The sequence below is a fragment of the Spiroplasma endosymbiont of Monopis laevigella genome (genome assembly GCF_964019975.1).
GTDB classification, from domain to species: Bacteria; Bacillota_I; Bacilli_A; order Mycoplasmatales; family VBWQ01; genus Spiroplasma_E; species Spiroplasma_E ixodetis_A.
The window spans coordinates 1,322,300-1,348,792 of sequence record NZ_OZ026473.1 but is presented as its reverse complement, the minus strand read 5'-3'; the positions used below and the strand labels follow the sequence as shown (position 1 = coordinate 1,348,792).

Genomic DNA, 26,493 nt, shown 5'->3' with positions numbered 1-26,493 from the left:
AATCAAACTTAATATATTTACTCCTTGCTCATCAGAGCCATATGCCCAAAAGGAGGTCTTCGAACATTGGAAGATTTAAAACAAAAGCATAATTATGAAATTATGTACATCGTTGATGATCAAAATCAAGAAAAAGCACAATTAATTAAAAAAGAATTTTGTGAAATTTTAACTAAAAATGCTGGAAAAATTACTAAAGAACAAGATTCTATTCGTCAATTTGCTTATCCTATTAACAAAAAAGTTAAGGGTCATTATTTTATTATTGAAGTGCTAACTTCACCAGAAAACATTGCTAACTTTAATCGTGTAGCTTTAAATAAACAAAGACAATTAGACGTAATGCGTTTTTTGGTTATTAATTTAGATAGTGAAAAAGTTAATAAGTTTAAACCAAAACGTCAAGTAGAATCTAGTTCTTTCTCTCGACCAACAAGACCAGGAAATCGTCCTTCTTATAATCGTGATGAAAATGGTGAAAGAAAACCAAGACCAATCGCTGGTACTGAATCATCTTATCGTACAAAAACTAATTACCAAAATTCAAAAACAAATACTAATAATAATGCATCGAATACTGAACAAAAAGATTAATAAAATCTAAGTTAAAAGTGAGGATAAAAAATGAATATTGTTACATTAATTGGTAGAATCACTCGTGATTTAAAGTTACATCAAACTTCAACAGGAAAACCTTTTACTTTTTTTACACTTGCAGTTAATAATATTCAAAATCAAGCTGATTATATTTCGTGTGTGGCTTGAAATAAAGTTGCTGAAAATATGACTAATTATTTAGTTAAAGGTTCTTTAATTTCAGTTTCAGGAAGACTGTCAGTAAGAAAATCAACCGATCAAAATGGAAAAGAACTATATATTACTGAAGTGGTTGCACAAACTGTTACTTTTTTAGATAATCGTAAAAAAGATAGTAGTGGTAATAATGCTAATATTAATTATTCAAAACCAAGAGATGAGAATAAAATTCATTTAGATGATGCTTTTAAAAGTCCTAATTATAGTACTGATATTGTCTTTACTAATACTAATCAGCTTCAAGAAAAAGAAGCGGCTATTCAAAATATAGAATTTGATGAAGAAGATATCATTTGAGATTTAAATAATTAAAGGAGGATAATTATGAACACTGGTAAACCAAGAAATTTTACAAGAAGAAAATCTTGTTTTATTACTAAAAATAATATTACTTATATTGATTATAAAGATATTGAATTACTAAGTAAATTTATGGGTAATAATAACAAAATTTTGCCAGCAAGAACAACAGGTACTAATCCAAAGTATCAACGTTTAATTGCTAAAAATATAAAACGTGCCCAAATCATGGGATTATTAAGATATTCAAGATAAAAAATTGAGTAAGTTTACAAATCTTACTCAATTTTTATTTATTTTTATCTTAAAAATATTTTATTTTAAATAATAGTTTAAAATTAAAATAAAAAGACCTTAATAGTATTATATTACATAAAAGATAATGGCTGTTTTTAGTATTAGTGTTATAGTATAATTAATAATATTAGAAGGAAGTGACAAAGTGTTCAAATCGTTAAGAAATTATCATTTAATAATGATTGTTTGATTAGTAGTTGAAATTTTAATTGGCTTGACTTATTTTACTGTTAATATTGAGACAGCAGAACAAGTGGTCACTATTACTGTAATTTTAAGTTTAGTTTTAGGTAATTTTATTATTGTTTGTCTTTATATTTTTTTATTTAGTTTATGAATTCGTCATCGTTATATTAACACAGCCGAAATCATAAAATTAAATAATGCACAAGCTTTAACTTTTGGTAGTGTTGGTATGATTGTTTTGGATAGTGATTTATCAATTATGTGAGTAAGTGAATTTTTAGAAGATAAAGGTTTAGGTAGATTAATTGGAAAATCAATTGTTAAACTATCAAGAGATTTAGAACAATTAATTAGTAATAATATTACTCAAATTACACTTAAAATTGAAGATATGCTTTATGATGCTATTTATTTAGTACAAACTAGAACAATTTTGTTACAAGAAACAACTAAATATCATTTCTTATATAATAAATTACAGCAAGAAAAATTAGTTTTTGGTGTAATTAGTATTGATAATTTTTATAATTCTTTACAAAAATTAAGAGTTGAGAATCAAATTCGTGTTGAAGCATTTATTAAAACTGAATTAAATGATTTTGCTAATAATTATTTAGGTTTATTATTAGGTAATATTGAAGATGGTTACAATATTTTACTTTATCAAAATGAATTTAATAAAGCAAGAAATGATAACTTTCCACTTATTAAAAATATTCGAGAAGGTGTTAAAAAATTTAAAGCAGATATTACGTTATCTGCTGGTTTCTCTTATGGTAATGCTATTAGTAAAGATCTATATGATTTGGCTATTGAAAGTAAAGAGTTAGCAGTTTATCGTGGTGGTGATCAAGTAGTTATTCGTGAATTTGGTGGTAATACAGTTTTTATTGGAGGTACTATTGAAGCAAAACAATCAGAATCTAAAATTAATATTAGAATGTTTGCACAATCATTATATAATGAAATAAAATTAGCAGAAAACATTTTAGTTATGGGACATGCGGCTGCTGATTTTGATAGTATTTCTTCAGGAACAGCTATTATTGAAATTGCTAAAAGTTTAAATAAAAGTGCTCATTATGTTATTAATCAAAATGAAGTTGATGAAAAAACATTAAAAATTCTTCATGAACTTGTTCCTGAAAGTTATATTAGTCGTAATTTTATTACTGGTAAACAAGCACTTAAATTTCTTCATGCAAATACTTTATTAATTGTTGTTGATACTCATAATCCACAACGCGTTGATAGTCCTGATTTATTAAGTAAAGCTGTAAAAATTATTGTTATTGATCATCATCGTGTTTCTGATGAATCAATTAGTAGCACTATTACTTCTTATATTGATGCAGGAACTTCTTCAACAGCTGAAGCAATGACAGAAATTATTTATTATAATGATTTTAATAATATTGAATCAGAATTTTTATGAAATATAATGTTTGCAGGTATTTTAATTGATACTAATAATTTCCAAGTAAGAACAACAAGAAGAACTTTTGAAGCCTGTGGATTATTAACTGATTGAGGAGCTTCTCCTTCTAAAGTTAAAGGATTATTGAAAAATAGTTTAAATGAACTAATTGATAAATTTGCTTTAATTAGTCACGCCCAAGAAATTAAAAAAGGATTTTTAGTTGCTGTTGGTGATGAAAACTTAGAAGTACATACTTCATATTTAGCCCAAATTTCAGAAATGTTGTTAGACTTACGTGATTGTAAAGCATCATTTACTATTGCTTATGATCGTCAAGGACGTGCATGTTTATCAGCACGAAGCAACGGTGAAATAAATGTTCAAATTATTTGTGAAAACTTAGGTGGTGGTGGTCACTTTAGTGCTGCTGCTGTCCAAAGTAGTAAATTGGGAATTAGAGCATTGTATGATGAATTGGTAAAACTAATTGAAAGTGGCGTATATCAAAGTGAGAGTGCTACTACTGAAAGGTATTAAAAATTATTAAAATAGAAAGTGAGATGTTTACAATGAAAGTTGTACTTTTAACGGATGTTAAAAATTATGGTAAAAAAGGTGAAGTTGTTAATGTTAGTGATGGTTATGGTAAAAATTATTTATTACCTAGAAAATTAGCTGTAATTGCTACATCAGAAGCATTAAAAATTAATCAAAAAGTAATTGAAAATAAAAAAATACAACGAGAAATGGAATTAGAAGATTTACAAAAAATTAAAGAACAATTAGCTTTAATTACTTTACAATTTAAATTAAAAAGTAATAATGGTAAAGTTTCTGGTGCTATTTCTTCAAAACAAATTTGTGAACAACTAGTGCAAAAATATAACATTAAAATTGATAAACATAAATTTGTTAAATTTAATCCTATTAATGAATTAGGTATAACTAACATTAATATTAAATTAGATGTTACAATTATTGCACAATTAAAGGTTGAAGTTTTAGGAGAATAATTATGTCTAACAATGGTCAATATATAAATAATGCAGAAGTTAATGTTTTAAGTGCGATGATTCAATCATCACCAGCATGTGAAAGTGCATTAAATTTATTGGCACCACATGACTTTACAATTAATTCTAATCAAATTATTTTTAAAACAATTACCAATCTTTATAAAAATAATTCCGGTATTGATGTAACAACTATTGCCGAAGAATTAGTTAAGCAAAATAATTTGGATAAAATTGGTGGAATTGAATATTTATCTTCTTTAGTGGCTCAATATATTACTGATGCTAATTTAAAAGAACACATTGATATTTTGATTGAAAGAACTACTAAACGACAATTAGAAAATGCTTTAAAAAATATTGGTAAAGAGTTACAAAGTGAAAAGTCAATTAATGAAGTTTTAATTGCTGCTGAAGCTCAAATTGTACAAGTAAGTAGTGAACGTAATCATGAAGAGATGTTGCCAATTAGTGAACACATTGATGATGTGGTAACTAAAATTGAACAACTACAAAAATCAACAGTTAATATTACTGGTACAAGTTCAGGTATTAACAATTTGGATATGATTACTAGTGGTTTTCAACGAGGTGACTTAATTATTTTAGCAGCTAGACCTTCAATGGGTAAAACCGCCTTAGCACTTAATTTTGCTTTAAATGCTGCTAATGAACAAGATAATAAAAACGATGTTGTTGTTATTTTTTCATTAGAAATGCCAAAAGATCAATTAATTACAAGAATGATTTCTTGTCAAGGACATTTTGATGCTAATCGTTTACGTAATAAGTCTAAATTTACACAAGCTGATTGAAATCGTATTAGTGCTACTGCTGAGCAATTGAAACAAAAAAGAATTATTATTGATGATACACCTGGTTTAAGAGTTTTAGAGTTGCAAACTAAATTAAGAAAATTAAGTCGTGAAAATAGCATTAAGTTAGTAATTATTGATTATTTACAGTTATTAACTGGTAGAGATAGTGAATCACGTCAACAAGAAGTTTCAAATATTTCTCGTAGTTTAAAAATTTTGGCAAGAGAATTAAGAGTACCAATTGTTTGTTTATCACAATTATCAAGAATGGTGGAGAGACGTGAAGAAAAACGTCCTTTAATGTCTGATTTACGTGAGTCAGGGGCTATTGAACAAGATGCTGATGTAATTATGTTTTTATATCGTGATGATTATTATAAGGAAAAAAATAGCGAAGAAACAACAAGTTCACAAGAAAGTAATCTTGCTGAAATTCTTATTTCTAAACATCGAAACGGCCCGACAGGAAAAGTAGTAACTGTTTTTATTCCAAAATGAGGTAAGTTTGAAAATTATACAGGATAAAAATAATAAAAAACCTAAAATTTAATTTTAGGTTTTTTTAAAAGAAGTTAATAAATTAAATTAATTAGTTTTTATTATCCTTCTGGATTTAAACTTTTAAATAGTTTTCCTTTATTATCACTAATTTTAGTTCCAGCGTAAACAATACCATTGACATTTAATAAACTATGTACTTCACCACCACTGCTACTTCAACTAAAAATACCAATTGCTACTGTATAGACAACTTTAAATAATCTTCCTTTACCATCAGTAGTTCTTGTTCCAACAAAAATTGTATTATTATCATTAACTAGACTTAAAACTTCACCATTAGTATCTTTTCAGTTAGTTACTACTGTATTTTCACCATCTTCTTTAACTTTATATAAATATCCTTGACCATCACCAGTTTTAGTTCCGATATAAATATTTTCGTTTGTTGAAGTAGTTAAACTATAAATTTCACCATTGTTTACATTTCATTTTGATAATATTGTTATTGTGTCATCTTTTGTAATTTTAATTAACTTTCCTGTATATACATTATCAACGGGTGTTGTTTTAGTTCCAACATAAATTGTGCCATTGACATTTAGTAAACCACGAACTTCACCATTAGTATCTTTTCAATCAGATAGTGCTGTTATTGTATCATCATCAGTAATTTTAAATAAATTACCTTTGCCATCACCAGTTTTTGTTCCTGCATAAATAGTATTATTAATGTTTAATAGACTACATATTTCACCGTTGTTTTCATCTCATTTAGATAGTGCTGTTATTGTATCATCATCAGTAATTTTAAATAAATTACCTTTGCCATCGCCAGTTTTTGTTCCAACATAGATCGTAGCATTAACATTTAATAAACTTTGAACTTTACCATTACTTTCTTTTCAATTTGTTAAAGGTGTTGTTGTGTCATCTTTTGTAATTTTAAATAAATTACCTTTGTTATCACCAGTTTTGGTTCCTGCATAAATAGTATTTTATTATTAACTAAGCTTTGAATTTCACCATTATTTTCTTTTCAATTTGTTATTTCTTGAAAATTACTTGTTATATTACTTATACATGCAGTGACATTGCTTGTTGTTGCTGCTGTAAACCCTAAAACACCTACAATTGATAGTATACTTTTTAAATTTTTCATAAAATACCCCTTTTTCAAACTTTAACCCTTTTATAAAATAATTTTACATTATTTCAAAAATAAAATAGTATTTATAATACTTTTTAGTGTTATTTATGAAGTTAATGTAAGTATTTTAGAAAGATATTAAATTAGAAATCTATATTAAATTTTTTTGATTAATATATGAAGTATTTACAAAAGGTTCATTTAATAAATCATTAATTTCTTCGATATTTATGATTTTTTCTGTAGTTATTTCTTGAATTTTATTTCAACTTAAACTTAAAAAATTATTTATTTCAGTATCATTTAATTTTAAAATTTTGCTTATTATTTCCAAAATATTATTTGTTATTTTAACAGTTTTTTTAATTTTTTTATAATATAGTGAAACATCCGCCAGTAATTCTAAGTTACTATAAAATTTATTTTCTTCTTTTTTTGAATTTATAAGTTTTACTAAGAATTCTTTGATTTGATCATTTTTATATTGTTTTTCTAAAATTAATTTAACTTCTAAGTCACATTTTTCATCTTCATCATTCATTGTTATATTGTCCCTTTTTCATTATTATAATTAATAAATTTAGCTTAAATATGTACTATTTATTTGAAGTTTAAAGTGTGCTCCTTCTACAGCATTTTTTGATTCTTCTTTTAAATGAATAGATAAATATATATTGCCATTATTACTATATCAAAAAAATGCTTGAGCATATATATGAATAAAAACTAACGGAGTAAGTCAACTGCCATAATAATACATAAATTCTATATTTCAAGTTTTGTTTTTTTCATCATTTGTGTTACTTGATGTGTTAATTTTTGCTGTATTAACTGATAAGTTAGGTCCTGTAATTTGAGATGGTAAATTATGTCATATACAGTTTTTATATGTGGCAGTTTCAACTTTAATAATTGCTTTATCATCAAAATTTAACAATTGATACTTTTTAATAAATGATTGTCAATCTAAATGATATTTTTTTCAAGACATTATATTGATATTGTCTACAATATTGCCTTCATATTGAGAACTTGTGCCATTAAATCATTCTTCATTTTCGTACAAAGGTTTTGATTTGTGAGGGTTGTTATCAAAAAAGTCACAAGCGTTAATGTTAATAGTAGTTAATGCACTAAATGTTAAACAACTTAAAATATTTAATATTCTTTTCATTTTATACCTCTTTAAAATTTTTAGATTTATGGTGACATATTCAAATATATCATTTATTTATTATAATATTTTTAAAACTTTTTTCAGTGTATAAAAGGTAATTTATTTCATTTCATTTCAAGGATATATGAAATTATATATGGATAAAAATTAATAACATCGCTACCTTATAATTTCTCCAAACACTACTATAAATCAATTAATGAAGTAAAATATTAAATATTTTTTCAATTTTTAAAATTAATTAGTTGCGTAATATGTCTAAAGTTTAAAAGTATCTAAGATTTATATTTTTTGTAATTTATTACTAGAACTTTGACCTTTACTTGTTGAAACTTTGCTATTTTCTTGATTAATAAAACCTATATCTGTTTTATTTCATTGTGAATAAAATGGTATTTCTTTTCATAATATTTTACTTAAAATAGTTTCAGTAAAATTTATAGATGCATTATTTCAATCTTCTGCTACTGTTATTGATTTTTTAACAATTTCTTCAACTACTTTTGTATATTCTTTAATAATTTTTAATTTCAATGAATCATTTTTCAAACACAAATCAATTATTTTATTACTAAAGTTTTCATAAGCATTTGCTTCAGATTTTAAATTTGGATAGAAATTTAATAATGTCTTAAATTCAAACAATTCATATTTAAAAAAGTCTTCAAAACTATAATTTTGATATTTTTTAAAACTTTCAACATTAAATTCTGAATTTAAAAAATTATTCAAATTTGTATCTTGTTCTATTTTACATTTGATGTGTTTTGGCAACTCTTTATATTTATAAATAAATTCTATTTCTTCTTTATTATTTTCATTTTTAACAAGACACATTATTGCAATTAAATGTATTGTCTTATAATTTTCTATTAATGTATTTACGGTTTCTTGTGTTTGTTTTAGTAAAATTTTTGGTATTTTATGACTTAAATTTATTTTTGATAGTTCATCTAATAATTCTAAAATATTTTGTATGTCATGTGAGGCTGATTGAGGAATTGATTTTCCTACCATAATTTTTTCAGCTATTTTTCCCGCAAGATTAGAAGATATCATTGATAATAATGAAACATTTTCTGATGGTTCTATCATTGTATGACCACCGCCATTGTTTTTAATAGTAATTCCTTCTTCTGATAATGAAATACCTTTTGCTAAGTTTATAAAAGCATGTCCTGCCTCATGATAAATTGTATTTATTAAATCATCATTGATATTCATTTTTAACTTTCTCCTTTTTAAAATATAAATAACTCAATTACTTATTCAAAAGTAATTGAGTTATAAACTATATTAGATTCATATACAGTATAGATATTAAAAATAAAAATGTCAATGTTATTAAATATTTTAATGATTTTCAATTATTAAAAAATAAGATAAGGATGAATGTTATAATTTCTTTGTGAAGTAAAATTAAAAATTTTGTAAAAAGAGCAAGGAGGTCTTACTTTGAGTAAATTAAAATTTATAGATTTATTTGCTGGAATTGGTGGCTTAAGTTTACCTTTTAGAGAATTAGGAATGGAATGTGTTTTTAGTAGTGAAATAGATAAATTTGCAGTGCAAACATATAACGAAAATTTTAATGAAATACCTTTTGGAGATATCAGAGAAATATCTGAAGAAAGTATACCAAATCATGATTTATTATTAGGCGGTTTTCCTTGTCAAGCTTTTTCAATTGCAGGAAAAAGAAAAGGTTTTAACGATGATCGTGGTAATTTATTTTATGAAATAGTTAGAATATTATCTTTTCATAAACCAAAAGCATTTTTATTAGAAAATGTGAAAGGTTTAATGAATCACGAAAAAGGTAATACCTTTAGAACTATTTTAAATAATCTAACAGATTTAGGTTATAAAGTTACTTATAAGATATTAAATGCTCGAAATTTTGGTCTTCCTCAAAATAGAGAAAGAGTATACATAGTTGGTTTTTTAGAACATAGTATAGATTTTCAGTTTCCTACTTCTTTTAATAAGCCAACAGCAGTTTCCGATATAATAGAAAATAATATTGATAAAAAATATACAATTTCTGATAAACTTTGAAATAGTCATCAGGAAAGAAAAGAGCGTAATAGGTCTAAAGGAAATGGATTTGGTTATTCATTGGTGTATAAAAATTCAGAGTATACAAGTACTTTATCGGCCAGATATTATAAAGACGGATCAGAAATATTATTATATCAAGAAAATAATAATCCAAGAAAATTAACTCCAAGAGAGTGTGCTAATTTGCAAGGATTTCCAAGTAATTTTAAAATTATTGTTAGTGATAATCAATCTTATAAACAGTTTGGAAATTCGGTTGCTGTAGCAGTTGTTAGAGAAATAGCTAAAGAAATTGTTAAATTATTAGAAAGAGTAAAATTTTAATCATGAATATTGATGGTATTGAAAAAACAATATGAGATGAAAATATTTTGTTTTATAGAATATTAAAGTGACTAATTCAATCAAAAGTAAAGTCATCTGTTTTATTTGATTTACAAGTATTAATTGAAAGAAATAAAAATAAAAATTTGGATAGTAAATCTTGATATGAACTTATTATTAGTGTATTAAATTATAAAACTAATGGCGAATCAAATAATATATCTGAATTATTATTAACAAATAATAAAAATGTAAATAATTTTATTATTTTTTTAGATTTTGCAATTTCTTTATTTCAATTAAAAGAACTTTTATGAGAAGAAGTTAAAACATTTACAAATTCCAGATTTGTAAAAAAAATTAGTAGTATAAATGATCCACTTAGTATAGAGTATGATATTAGTAGCTTAGAATATCCATATAGTTTTAGAGTAATTTTTTCATTAATAATTGATATGCTTATAAGATTGGATAATGATAAAAGTAGTTTTATTTTAAATACATCAAATAATGAAATATTAAAATTAAATGAAAAAATTAAATTTTTATCAAAAAATAGTAATTTAAATAGTGCTGCAGTTTTTAATTTGATTATTAGTGAAAGTGTTAATCAATCAATAAAATCTACAGCTGGTTCAAGTTATGAAGCTAGAGTTAAGGAGAAATTTTTAGAATTCAAAGAAAATATTGAATTATTAAATAATTCTCATGATTCAAAAGTTCATTCAGTTGAATATGATTTTATTGTAAAATATAATAAATTTAATATTGGTATTAGTGCAAAAAGAACGCTTAGAGAAAGGTATAAACAAAACTCTGAAAATGTATCAGAGTTAGATGTTGATGCAATGATAGTTGTAACTTTAGGATTAGATTTAACAGAAAAAGTGATGAATAATATTTTACAGAAAAAAGGACAATATATTTTGGTTTCTCAAGAAATTTATAAAACAAAAGAATTTTTAAAAAGAAATAACAGAGTTTTTTCATCTGAAGATTTTGATTTTTCAATGTTAAAAATTAATTAGTATATATTTTTGATATTAAAATCAAAAATTTTAATGATTTTCAATTATTAAAAAATATAAAAAAATAAAAAAATATAATCTATTACTAGATTATATTTGGAAATGTTTAGTAATCTGTGTAACTTACAAAAATAACTATGTTTAATTAATTCTAGTAAATATAATTAAATGACTAGAAAGAGTGAGTTACAGATGGCTAAAAAAGATAACTTTAATAATAATGATCCAATATCAAAAGCAGTAGATTTATTACTAGAAAATACTGAAGATTTAACAACAGTTTTTAAATCTGGCGGTTTATATAAAGAATTAACAAAAAGATTAGTTGAAAAAATGTTGAATTCTGAAATGCAAAATTATTTAGGATATGAAAAAAATCAACATAGTACTACTGAAAATGCTCGTAATGGTACAAGTTCAAAAAAATTAATAACTCAACAAGGTAAAATTGAAATTGATGTACCAAGAGATCGCAATAGTAATTTTACTCCTGTAATAGTTCCTAAAAGGCAAAGAAGATTTGATGGTTTTGATCAACAAGTTCTTTCCTTGTATGCAAAAGGAATGACATTATCTGACATTAGAATGCAGTTGCAAGAGTTATATCATGGTGCTGATATTAGTGAAAGTGTTATTAGTCAAATTACTGATGATGTTATTGATGATGTTAAAGCATGACAAAATCGACCATTAGAAAGTATTTATCCTATTGTTTATTTTGATTGTATAGTAGTTAAAGTACGACAAGATAAACGGATTATTAACAAATCAGTTTATATAGCATTAGGAGTTGATTTAGAAGGCAAAAAAGATGTTTTAGGATTATGAATTAGTGAAAATGAAGGTTCTAAATTTTGATTAGCAAATTTAACATAAATGAAAAATCATGGCTTAAATGATATTCTTATTGCTTGTAGTGATAATTTAACAGGCATGTCAGAAGCAATACAATCAGTTTATCTTAAAACAGAACATCAATTATGCATTGTTCATCAAATTAGAAATAGTTTAAAATATGTTTCATACAAACATCGAAAAGGTCTAGTTGCAGATTTAAAACCAATTTATAGTGCATGTAGTGAAGAACAAGCAATGCAAGCTTTAGAATCATTTGAAAATAAGTGAAATAAACAATATCCTCAAATTGCTAAATCTTGATATAAAAATTGAGATAATTTAATGGTTTTTATTAGTTATCCTGCAGAAATTAAAAGAGTGATTTATACAAAAAATGCTATTGAATCTGTAAATAGTCAATTACGAAAAGTTATCAGAAATAAAAAAGTTTTTCCTAATGATATGGCAGTTTTTAAAATATTTTATTTAGCAATTGAAAATATAACAAAAAAATGAACAATGCCCATTCAAAATTGAAATACAGCAATTGCTCATTTTATGATAAAATTTGAAGATAGAATTAATCTAAACTAGTACTTTGTAAAATAAAGATACACAGATTACATAAAAGCCTCTAAATTGCTTAATTCAATTGTAAGTAGCTGCTCTTGTAACATTGTATTCTTTAACAAGGCAAGATACTGATTTGCCACTTTGATATAAAGCTACTATTTGTTTTTTAAATTCATCTGAATATGAGTTAATAGTGACCATAATTATAATTCCTTTCTTTTAACTAATTTGTTCACTTGTCTATGTAATTAGTGTCCAATAAAGTGTAACCCATCCACCTTATTATAAATATAAGGGTTTTATTATAAAATTTAAAATTAATTGTTGACAGTAGAATTTGGTATTGAAAATTGATATCATTATGTATAAACCTAAACAATCTTATTTAATTTAATTTTTTTATTTTAAATACTTATTTTAAATACAAAGGATGAAAACAATGAAAGAAACTAAACTTGAAATTAATGGACGTATTTTGACAGAGCAAGAAGCATTAAGATATCAAAAAATACAAGATTTATATAAACAAAATTATGATATTTATGGGCGTAATTGAGAAAGAAATTATAATTGTGAAACTTTAAATAGTGAATTTAGAAATAAAAATAAAGAAGAGTTAGCAAAATTTGTTGCTAATTTACCTAATGATCAAATTAAAATGGCGGGTAGATTAATGACAAAAAGAGAAATGGGAAAGGGTTCAATTTTTGCTCATTTGCAAGATCAAACAGGTAAATTTCAAATTTATTTAAAACCAGAATATATTAATCAAAAAAAATTTGAATGATTTGCAGAATATGCAGATTTAGGCGATTTTTTTGGTATTAAAGGTAAGGTTATGAAAACCAATAAAGGAGAACTAACAGTTCAAATCTATGATATTGTAATGTTATCAAAAGCACTTAGACCTTTACCAGATAAATTTCATGGTTTAACAGATATTGAAGAACGTTATCGACGAAGATATGTAGATTTAATTATGAATCAAGAAACTAAAAAGACATTTTTACAACGTACACAAATTATTAATGAATTAAGAAGTTTTTTAAATAATAAAGGTTATTTAGAAGTTGAAACACCTATTTTACAAGAAGTATATGGTGGTGCTGCCGCTAAACCTTTTATCACTCATCATAATACATTAAAAACCGATTTATATTTACGGATTGCTACTGAATTACATTTAAAAAGATTAATAGTTGGTGGTTTTGAAAAAGTTTATGAAATTGGTAGATTATTTCGTAATGAAGGTATGAGTAAAAAACATAATCCAGAATTTACAACTATTGAAATTTATGTTGCCTATCAAGATATGAAATATATGATGGATTTAACAGAGTCTTGTATAAAACATTTAATTAATACAGTGCATAATAAATTAATATTAGAATATGATGAAAATATATTAAATTTTGAAAAATCGTGAACAAAAATTAGTATGATTGATTCAATTAAAAAAGCTATGATCAAAGATGAAGAGTTTACTAAAATTTTCCAAGAAATTAGTGATATGATTTTAAAATATCATAATATTGAAGATGATAATATTAGAAATATTGAAAAAAATAAAACATTTAAACTTATATTAAAACTTGCAAAAAGTTATAAACTTCATATTCCAGATCATTATAATAGTACTGGTCATATTATTAATTTATTTTTTGAATCTTTTGTTGAAGAAACTTTAATTCAACCTACTTTTATTTTTGATTATCCAATTGAAATTTCACCACTTGCTAAATTAAATAAAAATAGTAAAGAGTTTACTGATCGTTTTGAATTATTTATTGCTGGTAGAGAATATGCAAATGCTTATTCGGAACTAAATGATTCTTTGCAACAATATAATCGTTTTGAAGAGCAAGTAAAAGAAAAAAATAGTGGTAATGATGAAGCAGCAACTATGGATTTAGACTTTGTTGAAGCATTGGAGTATGGTATGCCACCAACAGGTGGATTGGGAATTGGTATTGATCGTTTGGTCATGTTAATAACTGGCCAAAATAGTATTAAAGATGTATTATTATTTCCACATATGAAACCTAGAACTGAAAAATAATTTTTGTGATAAATTTTTATTATATAAACATATAATAGTAATTTATCTTTTTTTTAAAAAAAGATAAATTAATTAGTTATAATCAAGATACTTCTTTAGATCTTTAGAATAAGGAGCGTTTTATTGTTATTAACACAAAAGATTGAAAAATATAAGTTTTCAAACCCATTGTTTTATTTAAAAACAATTGGTTTTTTTATTTTATAAATAAAATTTAGGAGAATAAGATTTATGCCTTGATTTAATGAATTAATAAAAAAATTTAGAAATTATCCTTTAACTGATGAAAATTTAGACGAAGTTGTTGAAACTTTTAAGAATTTTTTTAAAGAGTATAATGAAAAAGATAACTTTTTTTCTAATTCAGAAGATACTGATTTTGAAAACCCAAGTACATCAGCACCATTAACTCAATTAAAAGAAAATAAAAAAACTGATTTAGATAAATTAATTAAAGAATTAAGAAATGATTTAAAATATAATTTTTTTTCTTATTTTTGAGAAAAAAAAGAAGATTTAAAATTAATTAAACAATTAGATTATTTTTTAATAGAACTTGATAGTAAAATTAAAGAACAAAATGAAAAATTATTATTCTTGGAAAAAAATAAAACATTAATTGAACAAAATAAAATTAATAAGGGTAGTCAAAATAGTACTGAGTTTACTGAAATCACAGATTATTTTAATCTTTTTAATTTTTTAAGTGAAACAATAAGTAATGATATTATTTTTTTAAAAACAATAAATTTAAATATTTTTGAAAATAAAAAAGAGTTTTTAAAAAAAACACGAGAATTAAAAATAAAAATTGATAAAGAAATTCGTAGGCTATATCAAAAAAATGAGGAATTAGAAAATAAAAAAGAGAAAATTTTTGAAAATCTTTTTAAAGAAGAAGTTATGACTCAATTAATTTTATCTTTTTGAGCATTTAGAATGAAAAGTGGAGATGAATATAAATTAATTTTAAATGAAGATAAAGATTTAAAAAGTAAATTTGATAAAAATTTTGTATTTTTCTTTGAATTAATAGATGACATATTTAACCGATATATTAAAAAAATTATTAAAAATGAAGAAAGAATATACAATGATATATTTGAAAAATATAATGATCGAGAAAAAGAATTAATAAGTGAACAAGAAGAAATTATTAAAACTAAAGATAAAGTGAAAGAAAGTATAGAATTATTTAAAAATGAATTAGAAGAAAAAAAAGAACAAATTAGAATGCATCAGAAAGAGATAGCAGAAAAAAGAAAACAAATTGAAAATTTAGAAAAACGAAAGAAAAATATAAAAATTAAAAAAATTACTTACTTGCAAGATTTAGAAGAAAATAAAAATAATATTGAAAATCAAATATTTATTCCAAATATTTCAGATGATAAAAAAGGAAAAAAACAATATTTAAAAGAAATAGATGTAGTGATTAAAAAAAAGAATAGTGATATTAAGAAAAAGAATGATTATATTGCGGAGTTACAAGATAATATTACAAGACATGATACTGAGTTAAGTATTAATGATAAAAAAATAAAAAAAATTGAGGATAAAATTAATAAAATCGAGGATTTTTTTAAGCAAAATAAACATACGATGATGTTTGAACTTAAAAAAATAAAAGAAAAATGAATTAAAAATATTAGTAAAGATCAAAAAATATTTATTAATTTCTTAAAAGAAGTTAATAAATTAGAAAATATAGAATTTATTAAGATTATTGAAAATTATTGAGAAGAAAATGCTGACAGTATTAAAAAATTTAATGAAAATTTTAACATTAAAAATAATTTAGAAAACATAAGAGAAGAAAAAGAAAAAATAGAAAATGAATTTAAAGATGATTTCACAACTTTAGAAATTAATTTTAAATTAAAAGAAAAAAAAATAATAAAAAATGCAATTAGAGAAAAAAAGGAAAAAATTCAGGAGTCTTTAAGAACAATTAATCAATCAAAACTAGTAAGTATTGAAATCCAAACCGAAATAAATCAAGAAAATGAGAAACCTAGTTGACAAGATCAAAAAATTGAAGAACAAAATAAAACAATTGAAAAACTAGAATTTCAAATAAATTATTTAGAAAAAAAATTAATTTCAATAAAGGAATTACATGAAGATGAAGTAAAAGATTTATCTACAACATTGGAAAATATTAGAGATTTTTTTGCAATGGAAATTAAAAAAACTACTGAAAATTGTGATAATTTAAAAAATAGTTTAAATAAAAAAAATTTAAAAAAAGAAGAACAAAAAATTAAAAATAAATTAAATGAAGAAGAAATAAAATTAACATCTTTAAATGAAGTATGAAAATTAATAAGTACTGAAATTCCAGAGTTACAGCAACCTTTATCAGAAGAATCAAAAAATGCAAGCAAACAAAAATGAGAGAATATGGGCTTAATAGAATCTCAATTACCTTTGGAAACAAAAGCAGAAATATTAAATACAATTTAAACTAATAAGATTAAATTTATTATTGTATCAAGTTTAATTTATAGAAAGAGAAAAAAAGTACATTAGGAAAAAAGAGTATTTCTTAATAAGAAAAATGAAAAAATGATACAAGTCATTATGAATAATAACTTAGAAAAAGTTAAATTATTAGTTAGGAATGGTGTTAGTATAAATTATGTAATTAAAGATGATTTCACTATTTTGATGTTAACTATCAAAAATAATGATTTAGAGATAGTCAAGTATTTAATAGATAATAATGAAATCTTTATCAAGTAAATGAATATGGATATAATGCTTTAATGTTAGTCGTTTGAAATAATCATTTGGAAGTTTTTAATTTTTTTTAATGAAAAATACTAACGATATTTTAAATGAAGAAATTTTAGAATAAAATAAAGACAAATTACCAACATATGAAGAAGCAATGAAATTTCAACAAAAAATTAATAAATCTGATCTTTTAAAGATGAAATAGATTTGCAAAAGCAATTATCAACGATAAAAATTTAATTCCTTTTATGATAATAATAATTTTATTAAAATATTAAAATAAACATTAATATTTTAATTTTAAAAAATGTATTTTTACCTATATGAATTTCCTTTTGCTTTTTATAAAAAAATAAGTTACAATTCTTAGTGAATATTTAATTATTATTTAGTTTAAGGAGAATAACAATCAAATGCATAAATTAATCACTTTATTTTCAACACTTAGTTTACTTTCTTCTTCTGTGAGTACTATTGTGGCTTGTGGTACTGGAGATGGTTCAAAGATTGAAACAAATTTTAAAAACGAGCCATCAAACAAAGATGGTGATCCGTTAGTTGATTATGTTTATAATAAATACTATCAATATGATACTAAACTTTTATATAAACCACTTACTGCATTTATGCAACTAGCAGCAGACAAAATTAGAATTGATCGTAATGCATTAGAAGTTACAGATGCTGCTAGGGATTTTTATAATAGTGATCAATATAAATCAGGTAATTATGAGAGTATTAATTATAATGTTAATAATGATCCAAATAAAGTAATGAATGAACCATTTAGTTGTAAAGATGCAAATGGAAGTCTTTTAGTTTTTGGTTTAACTGATAATGATATATCTAAACAGCAATATTATGGTTATTGATATGTTACATATGAAACAGCAACAGAAGCAGAAAATCCTTCAAAAGTTGCTAAAACTAGTATTGTTTCACCAAAAATTACTGACTTTAAAGATGATAAAAATAAAACCATTATTAAAAAAGGTTGAATTCACTTATTCTTTATAATGAAAGATTCAAAAATGAATAAAACTTTTAAAATTGATTTTAATATTCAAATTGATGTAAGTTTTAGTTTATGAGTTGATAAAAATAAAAAAGAAATAGTTGTTATTAATCCAAATACTATTGATAAAGCTTTGGGTGATGTTGATTTTCGTAACCCAGATAAAGTGGTTCATGAAAGAATAAATAACATGACTTTTTCAGAATCATAATGATAAATATTAAAATTGTTTGTATTGGTCAGTTGTCACAAACATATTGAAAATCAGCTGCCAAAGATTATTTAGAACGAATTAAAAAACGAACTAATATTGAAACAAAAAATATTATCGAGTCTAAATTAAATTCAATTCCTAATAATATTAAAATTGAAACTAATAAAATCACTGAATACATATCAAAGAATAATGATTATCAATGATTTTTATTAGATTTATCAGGACAATTAATAAGTAGCGAACAATTATCACAGATGATTAATAAAAATCAAATTTATCAACAAGGTAAAATTGGTTTTATTATTGGTGGTAGTAATGGTGTCGCACAAATATTAAAAGACAATATTAATTTAATTAAAATTTCCTTTGGTAAAATAACATTACCTCATCAATTATGTTATGTTGTTTTATTAGAGCAAATATATCGTTCATTACAAATACTTAATAATCAAAGTTATCATAAGTAGTAGGTGAAAGAAATGTATAATAAAACTTTATTTGTTGATTCCTCATGATTAGAATTTTTTCAACAAGAATATAAAGAAACATATTTTACTAAATTATTAGAAGATATTAAAAAAGAATATCAGACTTATCTTTGTTATCCTCAATGAGAAGAAATATTTCAAGCTTTTAAAATAACTCCTTTATCAAAGGTTAAAGTAATAATATTAGGTCAAGATCCTTATCATCAGCCAAATCAAGCTCATGGTTTAGCATTTAGTGTTAAAACAAATACTCCATTACCACCAAGTTTAAAAAACATTTTTCAAGAACTAAAAAATGATTTAAATATTGAAAAAGATAATGATGGTAATTTAACAACTTGAGCTAAACAGGGAGTTTTGCTTTTAAATACAACTTTAACTGTCAGACAAAGTCAACCTAATAGTCATTTACAATATCAATGAGTAACTTTTACTGATCATGTTTTATCATTTTTAAATTTAAACTGTACTAATCTTGTTTTTATTTTATGAGGTAAAAATGCAAGAAATAAAAAAATGTTAATTGACACAGAAAAACATTTTATTATTGAGAGTGCACATCCTTCACCTTTAAGTGCTTATAATGGTTTTTTTAATTCAAGACCATTTAGCAAAACTAATAATTGATTGATTTCAAAAAATAAAACTCCCATTAAGTGATAAAAATAAAAAAATACTAATTTTATTATATGTATTTAAGCAAACAATGTTATGATATATTTGTTAAAATTAATATAGTTTTAAAGAATATTTCGGGAATGGTGGTTATTTAAATGCCCAATAATTTAATATTTAATCACATATTTTCTCAACGATATGATTTAAATACCTTAAATTTATTTAGTAGATCTACAGCTATTTATTTAATTATTACTTTAAGTAGCATAATGTTAGCATATATTTTAATGAATAGTTTTTGAAAATGATTTCGTAAAGATAAATATAAAGGTGTTCGTTTTACTACTAAAAATATTGCTTATATAACAATGTTATCTTCGGTATCAGTTGTGGCAACTATTATTGTTTCTATTACGATACCCATTACAGTATTACCACCAATTAGAATTGCTTTTGAGGGTTTAATGATTAAAATAACCGGTTATATGTTTGGTCCAATTATAGGTATTATTTGTTCTGCAGTAACGGATATTTTAGTAATGTTATTTGTTCCTTCATATATTAGCATTTATTATATGTTTTGTATTATTTTCACTGGTTTTTTGGCAGGAATTGCTGGAATATTTAAAGTAAAACTAAAAGATTATCCATGAGTTATTTTTGCTTTAATTAATTTTTTTATTATTTTCTTTGCTGGTGGTGGCATGTATATTGTTATTTCAGGTAAGCAATCATCATATTCTATGTCAGGAATTATTGTTAATAAATATGTTCTGGCTAGTATTATGGGTGGTGGTGGCATTATTGGCCTATTAAGTATTTATAGTGTTTTATTTTATTATTTATTGAAAAAAGAAATTTATAGAATTAAAGAAATTTTACCAATTATTTTATTAGCGGTAGTAGCCGAGTATGTAACAACAGTGCTTATAGCCTCCTATGCTGATATGACTTTATTTGATCCTAATGCCAAGGATTATGGAGTAACAGCAATTATGAGAATTGTGCAAGCGCCTCTTAAAATTATAATTAATTCAATTATAATTTATGTGACTTGAAGAACTGTTAATCCTTTAATTAATATTGATAATAATAATTATTAAATAAAGGATTTTAAAAATATGAATGAAGAATTTTTTAAAAAAATATCTAAATATTCAAATAAAGATTGTTTAAAAAAATTAAAAATTATTACTCCAAAGTATTTAAACAATAATATTAAGTATATTCATGTAACTGGAACAAACGGTAAAGGTTCAGTATCGCGTTTAATTTTTGCTATATTATCACAAACCTTAAAACAAAAAATTGGTTTGTTTACTTCTCCCCATATTGAGTTTGTTAATGAACGAATTATTGTTAATGATAGAATGATTAGTAATCAAGATTTAGTTCGTATTAGAGACTTGATTTTTGATGATATTGAATATTATCAATTAGGTTTTTTTGGTATTTTAACTTTAATTGCATTAATTTATTTTCAAGAACAAAATGTGCAATGTGCAATAATTGAAGTTGGGATTGGTGGAAAAATTGATCCTACAAATATCATTGATGCAACATATGCTATTATCACTTCAATTGGTAAAGATCATCAAGATAGACTTGGTAAAACTACATCTGAAATATTACATCAAAAATTGGGAATAGTAAAATCAACGACAAAAAATATTTTTATTTCAGGTAATTTAAATAATAAATTAAAAAAGCAAATCGATATGGAAGGTTATAAACCTATATATTCTCCAAGATTAATCAATCAACCATACTATCAAGAAAATAAAGAATTAGTTTTAACAGTAATTTCAAAAACATTTTTAGAAATTAATATTAAACAAGCTTTAAAAATCATTAATAATAATAATATTAGATTACGATTTGAGAAATATCAAATTAATGATAAAACTATTTATTTTGATGCTGCTCATAATATTGATGGTATTAAAGCATTAATTAAAACGCTAAAAATTAATAAAATTATTCCTCAACAAATTATATTTTCTTGTTTAAAAAATAAATATCCACAAAAATTAATTAGTTGTTTAAAAAAAGTATCAGATAATATTATTATTTGTAGTAATAGTAATTTAAATAGTATTACTGGTGAATTTTTTGATTATCAAAAAATGATTAAATGTAGCCCTCATAAAATAATTTTAATTACGGGTTCTTGTTATTTTTTAGCAGATGTTTATAATTATTTGGGAGCGTACCGAAGATGTCGATAACTAAAAAGTTTTAAAAATAGCTCCTTTCTTTTTTAAATCCTTAAATTAAAAATAAATGACAAAAGATGAGAATAAAAATCTTGTCTTTTTTTGTAATTGTAAAATTTTAAAATTTTTAATAACCCTCTTTAACGCTATTATCAACACGTGTTAGGGAACTAAAAAAGTGAACTACAACACAGTTGTTAAAAATAGTAGCTAGCATGTGGACTTGCATGGATAAATAAAAAGTGGAGTGATACCTAATAAAATATACTAACCATTTAATGGTAATTCTTGGGGTGGGAGCGGATTGGAAACTAGTATATATAGACCTGCTTAGGGAACCTACTATATTAATTCTATTCTTTATTTAACCAACCTTGCCACTCACCAGTGAGCAAGTGTTGGTTTTATTTTTTATTTTTTTTGAAAAATTTTTGGGCGAGAAAATAAATTTCAAACTTGTAAAAAAAATTGAACCGGCACCGCTCAATGTTTTTTAAAATTTCACAATTTATTTTTGAGCCCAGAATTTCTGGAATGAATAAAACTAATAATAGTATTATTAATAATTTAAAAATCAAAATATATGTCCTTTATGCTAGAAGCAACAGGACATATTAGGAAAGGATTATTATGCAAATAGAATTTAAAAAAGAACAAATTGTTAAAGATAAACCACAATCTATTCTTATTGATTATGTTGAATATAAATTATCACTTCCAAAATGAATGATTAAAAATAATTCTTTTATTGTTGATAATAATTACACATATTGGGTTTTTAATTCTGAAAATATTAAAAGAGAATTAAATGGTGATGAATTAACAAAATTATTAGAACCATATATTTCTGAACAGAAAATAACTGTTAATAAACCAGAAACACCCAAAGAATATTATCTTAATGATATAAAACTTGAACCATTAACATTTTATGAACAGCATAATAGTTGATTTATTGGTGAAATAACTGATAGTAAAACAAAGATTACTAATCCTTGTTTTAAATATAATGTTACATGAGAAGAAAACAGAAAAGGTTTTAAACTAAATAATCCATATAACCATAATGATTTGTCAATTAATTATATAGTCACTTCTTATAAACATATTTTAACTCATAATGAAAAGATATTTTATTTATAAAGAAAAAAACTATGAATAATAAAAATAAAAAATGTGAATTAAGAGTTTGTATGGATAAAGTTTGAAAAGAATGTATTAATAATTCTACTAAAACTATTAAATATAAAAATTGACCAATACCTTATTTAATATGTGACAGTTGTTATAACAAAATACCTAAATACCTTAAACAAACAGCAAAAATAATTGAAAAGGATGATTTACATAATGGAAAAAAAGATTATTGAATATAAAGTAGGATTAATCAAACAAATTGATAGTTTACAAAAAAATAATTTAGTTTGTGGACATAAAGAGTTTATCGAAGAATGTAAATATTGCTGAAGTAATTGTGATTTAGAAATTATTAAAACAATTGTTAGAGGTTAATTTGATTAATGCAATATGACTTAATTATTGGAATTGACCCTGCTGGTATTGGTAGTAATGGAATTATTATATACTCAAATGAAACTAATAATATTGTTTTTAATGAAACATTTAAAACTAAAACAGTTTTAAAAAGCAAAAATCTATTTAAAGAATACTTTTTATTAATTAAAAAACATTTTGATAATAAAAAAATATTAGTTATTGTAGAAAATTTCTTTTTAAATTCAAAACAATTATTAACAAATCCATTAGCAACTCCTAAAATTATTGGTGCTTTAATAGTATTAGCAGAAGATGTTATGAATTGAGATTATTTAGAAAGTGAACCAAAAAATAAAAACAAAATAGAAAATTATAAAGGAAATATAAAATTAACAAAACATGAACAAGATGCATATAAGCATATTAAATATTATTTAAGGAATTATAAAAATGAAAGAGAAAGCCAATTATGTCAAATTAACAGTAAAACTGAGTAACACTATTGAAACAAAATATTACGAAAAAGGTAATAAAGAATTATATTATAGTGTTCGAGGTCAATGAAATGGATTAAACTATGTTACTTTAATTTTTAACAACCCAAAATTTTATAGACGCTGTATTTTATTAAACAAAAACGATGAAATTATTGTAACTGGTCAAATTTTTAACACTTTAAATATTCCTAAAAATCGTGCATTTTGTTCAATAAATGTTAAATGATTTAAAAAATGAAAAGAGTAAAAAATGATATTATGAAAAATTTTATTAATAGTACCAATATTAATAACAAGCATAACACTAATAATATTTTTAATATTTATTAGTAAAGAATTAAAAAATGAATATAAAGTATTAAAAATATTAAGTGAAATTGCTAATCAAATTGAAAATAAGGAGAAATAATATGAAATATGAAGATAAATGTTCTATGTACAATAAAGTAAAAGAAAACTTTTTATCCAATACCTGTAATAGTTGTTGATTAGAATCAGTTAATAAATGAAATAGAAGAAGTTGAAGAAATTTAGGAAACATTGATAATGAATAAAGAAAATATACCATGTTGTTTTAGTGAAGTTAATGAACTTGGTAAACATATAACAAATTGTAATAATTTACCAACAAAATTAGATAAAGATAATGTTCAAGTAAGATATTTTTGTGATAAACATATGATAAAAGTTGAAAATATAAGAAGAAAAATTGCCCAAAAATATATTAATGAATATAAAGAAAAATTAATTTTAGATATCGATGAAATTATAAATGATAAAAATCCACATAGAACTTATACAGAATATGTCTTTTCTTTAAAAGAAAGAATTGAAAATGGAGAATTTGATAATGATTAAATTAAAAGATTTATTTGGTGAAGATAAAATAGAAATATTTTCACCAAATCCCAAAGATTTAACAGATAGTAATGATATAAAAGCATTGATTTTATGAAAATATCCCAATGTTATTGCTAAATATTTAATTGTTTCTCAACCACATGCTAATACTGCAATTTTAGTTGGAGATAACTTTAATTATCAAGGTTGAATAGAAGTTTTTATTAAACAGAAAGTAGAAGAAGTAGAAGAAAATGCCAAATGACATAACTGTACAATCAAGTAATTACAATTTATTAAAATTAATAAGAACTGGAGCAAGTCCATTATTTGGTATGATAGGAACTTCTGCATACTATGGTCAACTTATTGGTAATCCAATATTAGGTAGTATAAATGCTTTATTATTTTCTAAAAAATTAGGAATTGATATATGAAATTTAAATCAAATGCCAAATTTAAAAAGTAAACTATTAAATTCAAGTAAAAAAATAGCATTAGGATTAGGAACAATTGGTTTAGCAAATTATAGTAAATTTACTGAAACAATAAATCCTATCACCCCAACTACAACCACTACAGAAACTCCGCCATGACCAGCATTAACATTATCAGTAACTAATAATAATGTTAATGACCAATCTTTAATGGATTGAGATACTTATATATCTTTAAATTCATATGGTATTGCAAATTTGGTTGCTGGAATTACAGAATTAATACCAAGTAAATTTGAAACTATACGTAAAATAGCAAATATGGCAACTGGTGGTTGTTTGATTAGTAGTGGTGTTGCTATGGGTATTAATAATGATTTTATGAATGCTTATGCAGTTCCGACTATTATTGCTGGTGCATCTGAAATTATCCATAATTTACTACCAATGGAAACAACTAATCATGTTGAAGAAATGCAAGAAACAACATTTACTAGTGAAAATGCAAGATTAATTAATGATGTTGTAGATAGAATATCACCAGTATATAGACCAACTACATATTATGACAGTTTATAAAGGAGGTGAGTAATTTATGAATAAAGAAAAATTAATTGAATATTATAATCACGAAATAAAAATACATAAAGAAAGGATGGAACAATTAAATAAAGAAATTTCTTTATTAGTAACTATTATAAGTAATTATCAGTCAATGGTTGAAAGAATTAATGGTGGTCAATTTGACGAATAATTAAAAAATAAATAATTGAAAGGAAAATATTGAAATGAAAGAATTATTGCATGAATTAATCATTATTGGAACAAGTGTAGGAACATTAATTTGCAGAGAATTAATTGTTTGATTTAAACGATTTATTACAACTCCAAAACATGTTCGAGCAAATAATAAAGTAATAAAACATAAAAAAAAATTAGCAAAATTAAATGAAAAAATTAATAAATAAAGGTGTAATGTAAATGTTAGAAAATGAAACTAATGTTCAAGAAACAACTGAACCTTTAACTGAAAATAATGATTTGCAAAAAGAACAAGAAACTAAGATTGTTGAATTAGAAAATAAGTTAAATAAACTTAATGAAGAAATTAAAGAAAAAGAAATGCTTAATATATTTAAAAAATATCAAGTTAAAAAAGAATTTTATGATTTTTTAAAATTTAAAACAAGTAATATAGAAAATTCAAAAGTAGAAGACACTATTAAAAAAATGATTAAAGAACAACCAGTATTTAAAGAACCAATTAATACAGGTGGTAAACAAGAAACAATATTAACAAATCAATCGAATTCAATAAAAAGTAGTTTATTGGATTATAAAAAGAAAAATAATTTATAACAGAAAGGAAAAT

General features: G+C 23.3%; 34 protein-coding genes and 1 pseudogene. 30 read left to right on the top strand and 5 right to left on the bottom strand.

Annotation, left to right across the window (positions count from 1 at the left end):
* Positions 1–66 precede the first annotated feature (66 nt).
* The 8 genes from rpsF to AACK94_RS07185 all read left to right on the top strand — a co-directional run bounded on the left by rpsF (position 67) and on the right by AACK94_RS07185 (position 6,203).
* Positions 67–594, top strand: a complete 528-nt coding sequence (rpsF, locus tag AACK94_RS07220) for a 30S ribosomal protein S6 (protein WP_338961413.1) — start codon at positions 67–69, stop codon at positions 592–594.
* 30 nt (positions 595–624) lie between these two features.
* Complete coding sequence (locus AACK94_RS07215) at positions 625–1,128, top strand: single-stranded DNA-binding protein (protein WP_338975676.1); 504 nt, start codon at positions 625–627, stop codon at positions 1,126–1,128.
* Positions 1,129–1,140: 12 nt separating this feature from the next.
* Complete coding sequence (gene rpsR / locus AACK94_RS07210; protein ID WP_174481285.1) at positions 1,141–1,371, top strand: 30S ribosomal protein S18; 231 nt, start codon at positions 1,141–1,143, stop codon at positions 1,369–1,371.
* 187 nt (positions 1,372–1,558) lie between these two features.
* Positions 1,559–3,556, top strand: coding sequence for a DHH family phosphoesterase (locus AACK94_RS07205; protein ID WP_338975675.1), 1,998 nt, complete (start codon positions 1,559–1,561; stop codon positions 3,554–3,556).
* A 32-nt stretch (positions 3,557–3,588) separates the two neighbouring features.
* Positions 3,589–4,032, top strand: a complete 444-nt coding sequence (gene rplI / locus AACK94_RS07200; protein ID WP_286641879.1) for a 50S ribosomal protein L9 — start codon at positions 3,589–3,591, stop codon at positions 4,030–4,032.
* Positions 4,033–4,034: 2 nt separating this feature from the next.
* Positions 4,035–5,375, top strand: coding sequence for a replicative DNA helicase (gene dnaB / locus AACK94_RS07195; protein ID WP_338974284.1), 1,341 nt, complete (start codon positions 4,035–4,037; stop codon positions 5,373–5,375).
* 561 nt (positions 5,376–5,936) lie between these two features.
* On the top strand, positions 5,937–6,068 hold the full coding sequence (locus tag AACK94_RS07190; protein WP_338975674.1) for a hypothetical protein: 132 nt from the start codon (positions 5,937–5,939) through the stop codon (positions 6,066–6,068).
* 12 nt (positions 6,069–6,080) lie between these two features.
* Positions 6,081–6,203, top strand: coding sequence for a hypothetical protein (locus tag AACK94_RS07185; RefSeq protein ID WP_338975673.1), 123 nt, complete (start codon positions 6,081–6,083; stop codon positions 6,201–6,203).
* 58 nt (positions 6,204–6,261) lie between these two features.
* Here AACK94_RS07185 and AACK94_RS07180 read toward each other — a convergent pair whose 3' ends face one another.
* The 4 genes from AACK94_RS07180 to AACK94_RS07165 form a co-directional block, all read right to left on the bottom strand.
* Positions 6,262–6,510, bottom strand: a complete 249-nt coding sequence (locus tag AACK94_RS07180) for a hypothetical protein (RefSeq protein ID WP_338975672.1) — start codon at positions 6,508–6,510, stop codon at positions 6,262–6,264.
* Between the two features lie 139 nt (positions 6,511–6,649).
* The gene (locus AACK94_RS07175) at positions 6,650–7,039 is read right to left on the bottom strand and encodes a hypothetical protein (protein WP_338975671.1); all 390 of its coding nucleotides are present in this window, start codon (positions 7,037–7,039) and stop codon (positions 6,650–6,652) included.
* A 39-nt stretch (positions 7,040–7,078) separates the two neighbouring features.
* Entirely contained in the window at positions 7,079–7,672 is a 594-nt protein-coding gene (locus tag AACK94_RS07170) for a hypothetical protein (protein ID WP_338975670.1), read from the bottom strand.
* A 285-nt stretch (positions 7,673–7,957) separates the two neighbouring features.
* Entirely contained in the window at positions 7,958–8,899 is a 942-nt protein-coding gene (locus tag AACK94_RS07165; protein WP_338975669.1) for a hypothetical protein, read from the bottom strand.
* Between the two features lie 231 nt (positions 8,900–9,130).
* Between AACK94_RS07165 and AACK94_RS07160 the strand changes: the two genes are divergently transcribed.
* From AACK94_RS07160 to AACK94_RS07150, 3 genes and pseudogenes are all read left to right on the top strand, one after another.
* Positions 9,131–10,060 carry a DNA cytosine methyltransferase gene (locus AACK94_RS07160; RefSeq protein WP_338975668.1) on the top strand — a complete coding sequence of 310 codons (930 nt, stop codon included), beginning with the start codon at positions 9,131–9,133 and terminating at the stop codon, positions 10,058–10,060.
* Positions 10,061–10,062: 2 nt separating this feature from the next.
* Entirely contained in the window at positions 10,063–11,088 is a 1,026-nt protein-coding gene (locus AACK94_RS07155; RefSeq protein WP_338975666.1) for a hypothetical protein, read from the top strand.
* A gap of 192 nt (positions 11,089–11,280) precedes the next feature.
* Positions 11,281–12,519: pseudogene (locus AACK94_RS07150) on the top strand (IS256 family transposase).
* Here AACK94_RS07150 and AACK94_RS07145 read toward each other — a convergent pair.
* Positions 12,511–12,699 (bottom strand): transposase, encoded by a 189-nt coding sequence (locus tag AACK94_RS07145; protein ID WP_338975664.1) that lies wholly within the window; start codon positions 12,697–12,699, stop codon positions 12,511–12,513. The pseudogene AACK94_RS07150 and the gene AACK94_RS07145 sit on opposite strands and share 9 nt — an antisense overlap.
* Before the next feature lie 238 nt (positions 12,700–12,937).
* Here AACK94_RS07145 and AACK94_RS07140 point away from each other — a divergent pair, with 238 nt between their 5' ends.
* The 19 genes from AACK94_RS07140 to AACK94_RS07050 all read left to right on the top strand — a co-directional run bounded on the left by AACK94_RS07140 (position 12,938) and on the right by AACK94_RS07050 (position 26,480).
* The gene (locus AACK94_RS07140; RefSeq protein ID WP_338975662.1) at positions 12,938–14,557 is read left to right on the top strand and encodes a lysine--tRNA ligase; all 1,620 of its coding nucleotides are present in this window, start codon (positions 12,938–12,940) and stop codon (positions 14,555–14,557) included.
* Between the two features lie 231 nt (positions 14,558–14,788).
* Entirely contained in the window at positions 14,789–17,023 is a 2,235-nt protein-coding gene (locus AACK94_RS07135; RefSeq protein ID WP_338975660.1) for a hypothetical protein, read from the top strand.
* Between the two features lie 117 nt (positions 17,024–17,140).
* Entirely contained in the window at positions 17,141–17,302 is a 162-nt protein-coding gene (locus AACK94_RS07130) for an ankyrin repeat domain-containing protein (RefSeq protein WP_338975659.1), read from the top strand.
* Positions 17,303–17,709: 407 nt separating this feature from the next.
* Positions 17,710–18,522 (top strand): hypothetical protein, encoded by an 813-nt coding sequence (locus tag AACK94_RS07125; RefSeq protein ID WP_338975658.1) that lies wholly within the window; start codon positions 17,710–17,712, stop codon positions 18,520–18,522.
* Entirely contained in the window at positions 18,522–18,995 is a 474-nt protein-coding gene (locus tag AACK94_RS07120; protein WP_252320439.1) for a 23S rRNA (pseudouridine(1915)-N(3))-methyltransferase RlmH, read from the top strand. The genes AACK94_RS07125 and AACK94_RS07120 overlap by 1 nt, the downstream gene beginning before the upstream one ends.
* 12 nt (positions 18,996–19,007) lie before the next feature.
* Complete coding sequence (locus AACK94_RS07115; protein WP_338975656.1) at positions 19,008–19,679, top strand: uracil-DNA glycosylase; 672 nt, start codon at positions 19,008–19,010, stop codon at positions 19,677–19,679.
* 110 nt (positions 19,680–19,789) lie between these two features.
* Complete coding sequence (locus AACK94_RS07110; RefSeq protein WP_338975655.1) at positions 19,790–20,737, top strand: hypothetical protein; 948 nt, start codon at positions 19,790–19,792, stop codon at positions 20,735–20,737.
* Positions 20,738–20,755: 18 nt separating this feature from the next.
* Entirely contained in the window at positions 20,756–21,862 is a 1,107-nt protein-coding gene (locus AACK94_RS07105; RefSeq protein ID WP_338975654.1) for a Mur ligase family protein, read from the top strand.
* A gap of 618 nt (positions 21,863–22,480) precedes the next feature.
* Positions 22,481–22,993: a hypothetical protein gene (locus AACK94_RS07100; protein ID WP_338975225.1), complete on the top strand. Its 513-nt coding sequence runs from the start codon at positions 22,481–22,483 to the stop codon at positions 22,991–22,993.
* 207 nt (positions 22,994–23,200) lie between these two features.
* Positions 23,201–23,362, top strand: coding sequence for a hypothetical protein (locus AACK94_RS07095; protein WP_338975224.1), 162 nt, complete (start codon positions 23,201–23,203; stop codon positions 23,360–23,362).
* A gap of 8 nt (positions 23,363–23,370) precedes the next feature.
* On the top strand, positions 23,371–23,844 hold the full coding sequence (locus AACK94_RS07090) for a hypothetical protein (protein ID WP_338975223.1): 474 nt from the start codon (positions 23,371–23,373) through the stop codon (positions 23,842–23,844).
* Positions 23,798–24,091, top strand: coding sequence for a hypothetical protein (locus tag AACK94_RS07085; protein WP_338975222.1), 294 nt, complete (start codon positions 23,798–23,800; stop codon positions 24,089–24,091). The genes AACK94_RS07090 and AACK94_RS07085 overlap by 47 nt, the downstream gene beginning before the upstream one ends.
* A 3-nt stretch (positions 24,092–24,094) precedes the next feature.
* Positions 24,095–24,253 carry a hypothetical protein gene (locus AACK94_RS07080; protein ID WP_174480528.1) on the top strand — a complete coding sequence of 53 codons (159 nt, stop codon included), beginning with the start codon at positions 24,095–24,097 and terminating at the stop codon, positions 24,251–24,253.
* 137 nt (positions 24,254–24,390) lie between these two features.
* Positions 24,391–24,702, top strand: a complete 312-nt coding sequence (locus AACK94_RS07075; protein ID WP_338975561.1) for a hypothetical protein — start codon at positions 24,391–24,393, stop codon at positions 24,700–24,702.
* The gene (locus AACK94_RS07070; RefSeq protein WP_338975564.1) at positions 24,695–24,970 is read left to right on the top strand and encodes a hypothetical protein; all 276 of its coding nucleotides are present in this window, start codon (positions 24,695–24,697) and stop codon (positions 24,968–24,970) included. Before AACK94_RS07075 ends, AACK94_RS07070 begins: the two co-directional genes overlap by 8 nt.
* Positions 24,939–25,700, top strand: coding sequence for a hypothetical protein (locus tag AACK94_RS07065; RefSeq protein ID WP_338975559.1), 762 nt, complete (start codon positions 24,939–24,941; stop codon positions 25,698–25,700). Before AACK94_RS07070 ends, AACK94_RS07065 begins: the two co-directional genes overlap by 32 nt.
* Before the next feature lie 16 nt (positions 25,701–25,716).
* Positions 25,717–25,875, top strand: a complete 159-nt coding sequence (locus tag AACK94_RS07060) for a hypothetical protein (RefSeq protein ID WP_174480523.1) — start codon at positions 25,717–25,719, stop codon at positions 25,873–25,875.
* A 34-nt stretch (positions 25,876–25,909) separates the two neighbouring features.
* Entirely contained in the window at positions 25,910–26,089 is a 180-nt protein-coding gene (locus AACK94_RS07055) for a hypothetical protein (protein ID WP_338975558.1), read from the top strand.
* A 13-nt stretch (positions 26,090–26,102) separates the two neighbouring features.
* Complete coding sequence (locus tag AACK94_RS07050; protein ID WP_338975557.1) at positions 26,103–26,480, top strand: hypothetical protein; 378 nt, start codon at positions 26,103–26,105, stop codon at positions 26,478–26,480.
* Positions 26,481–26,493: the final 13 nt, after the last annotated feature.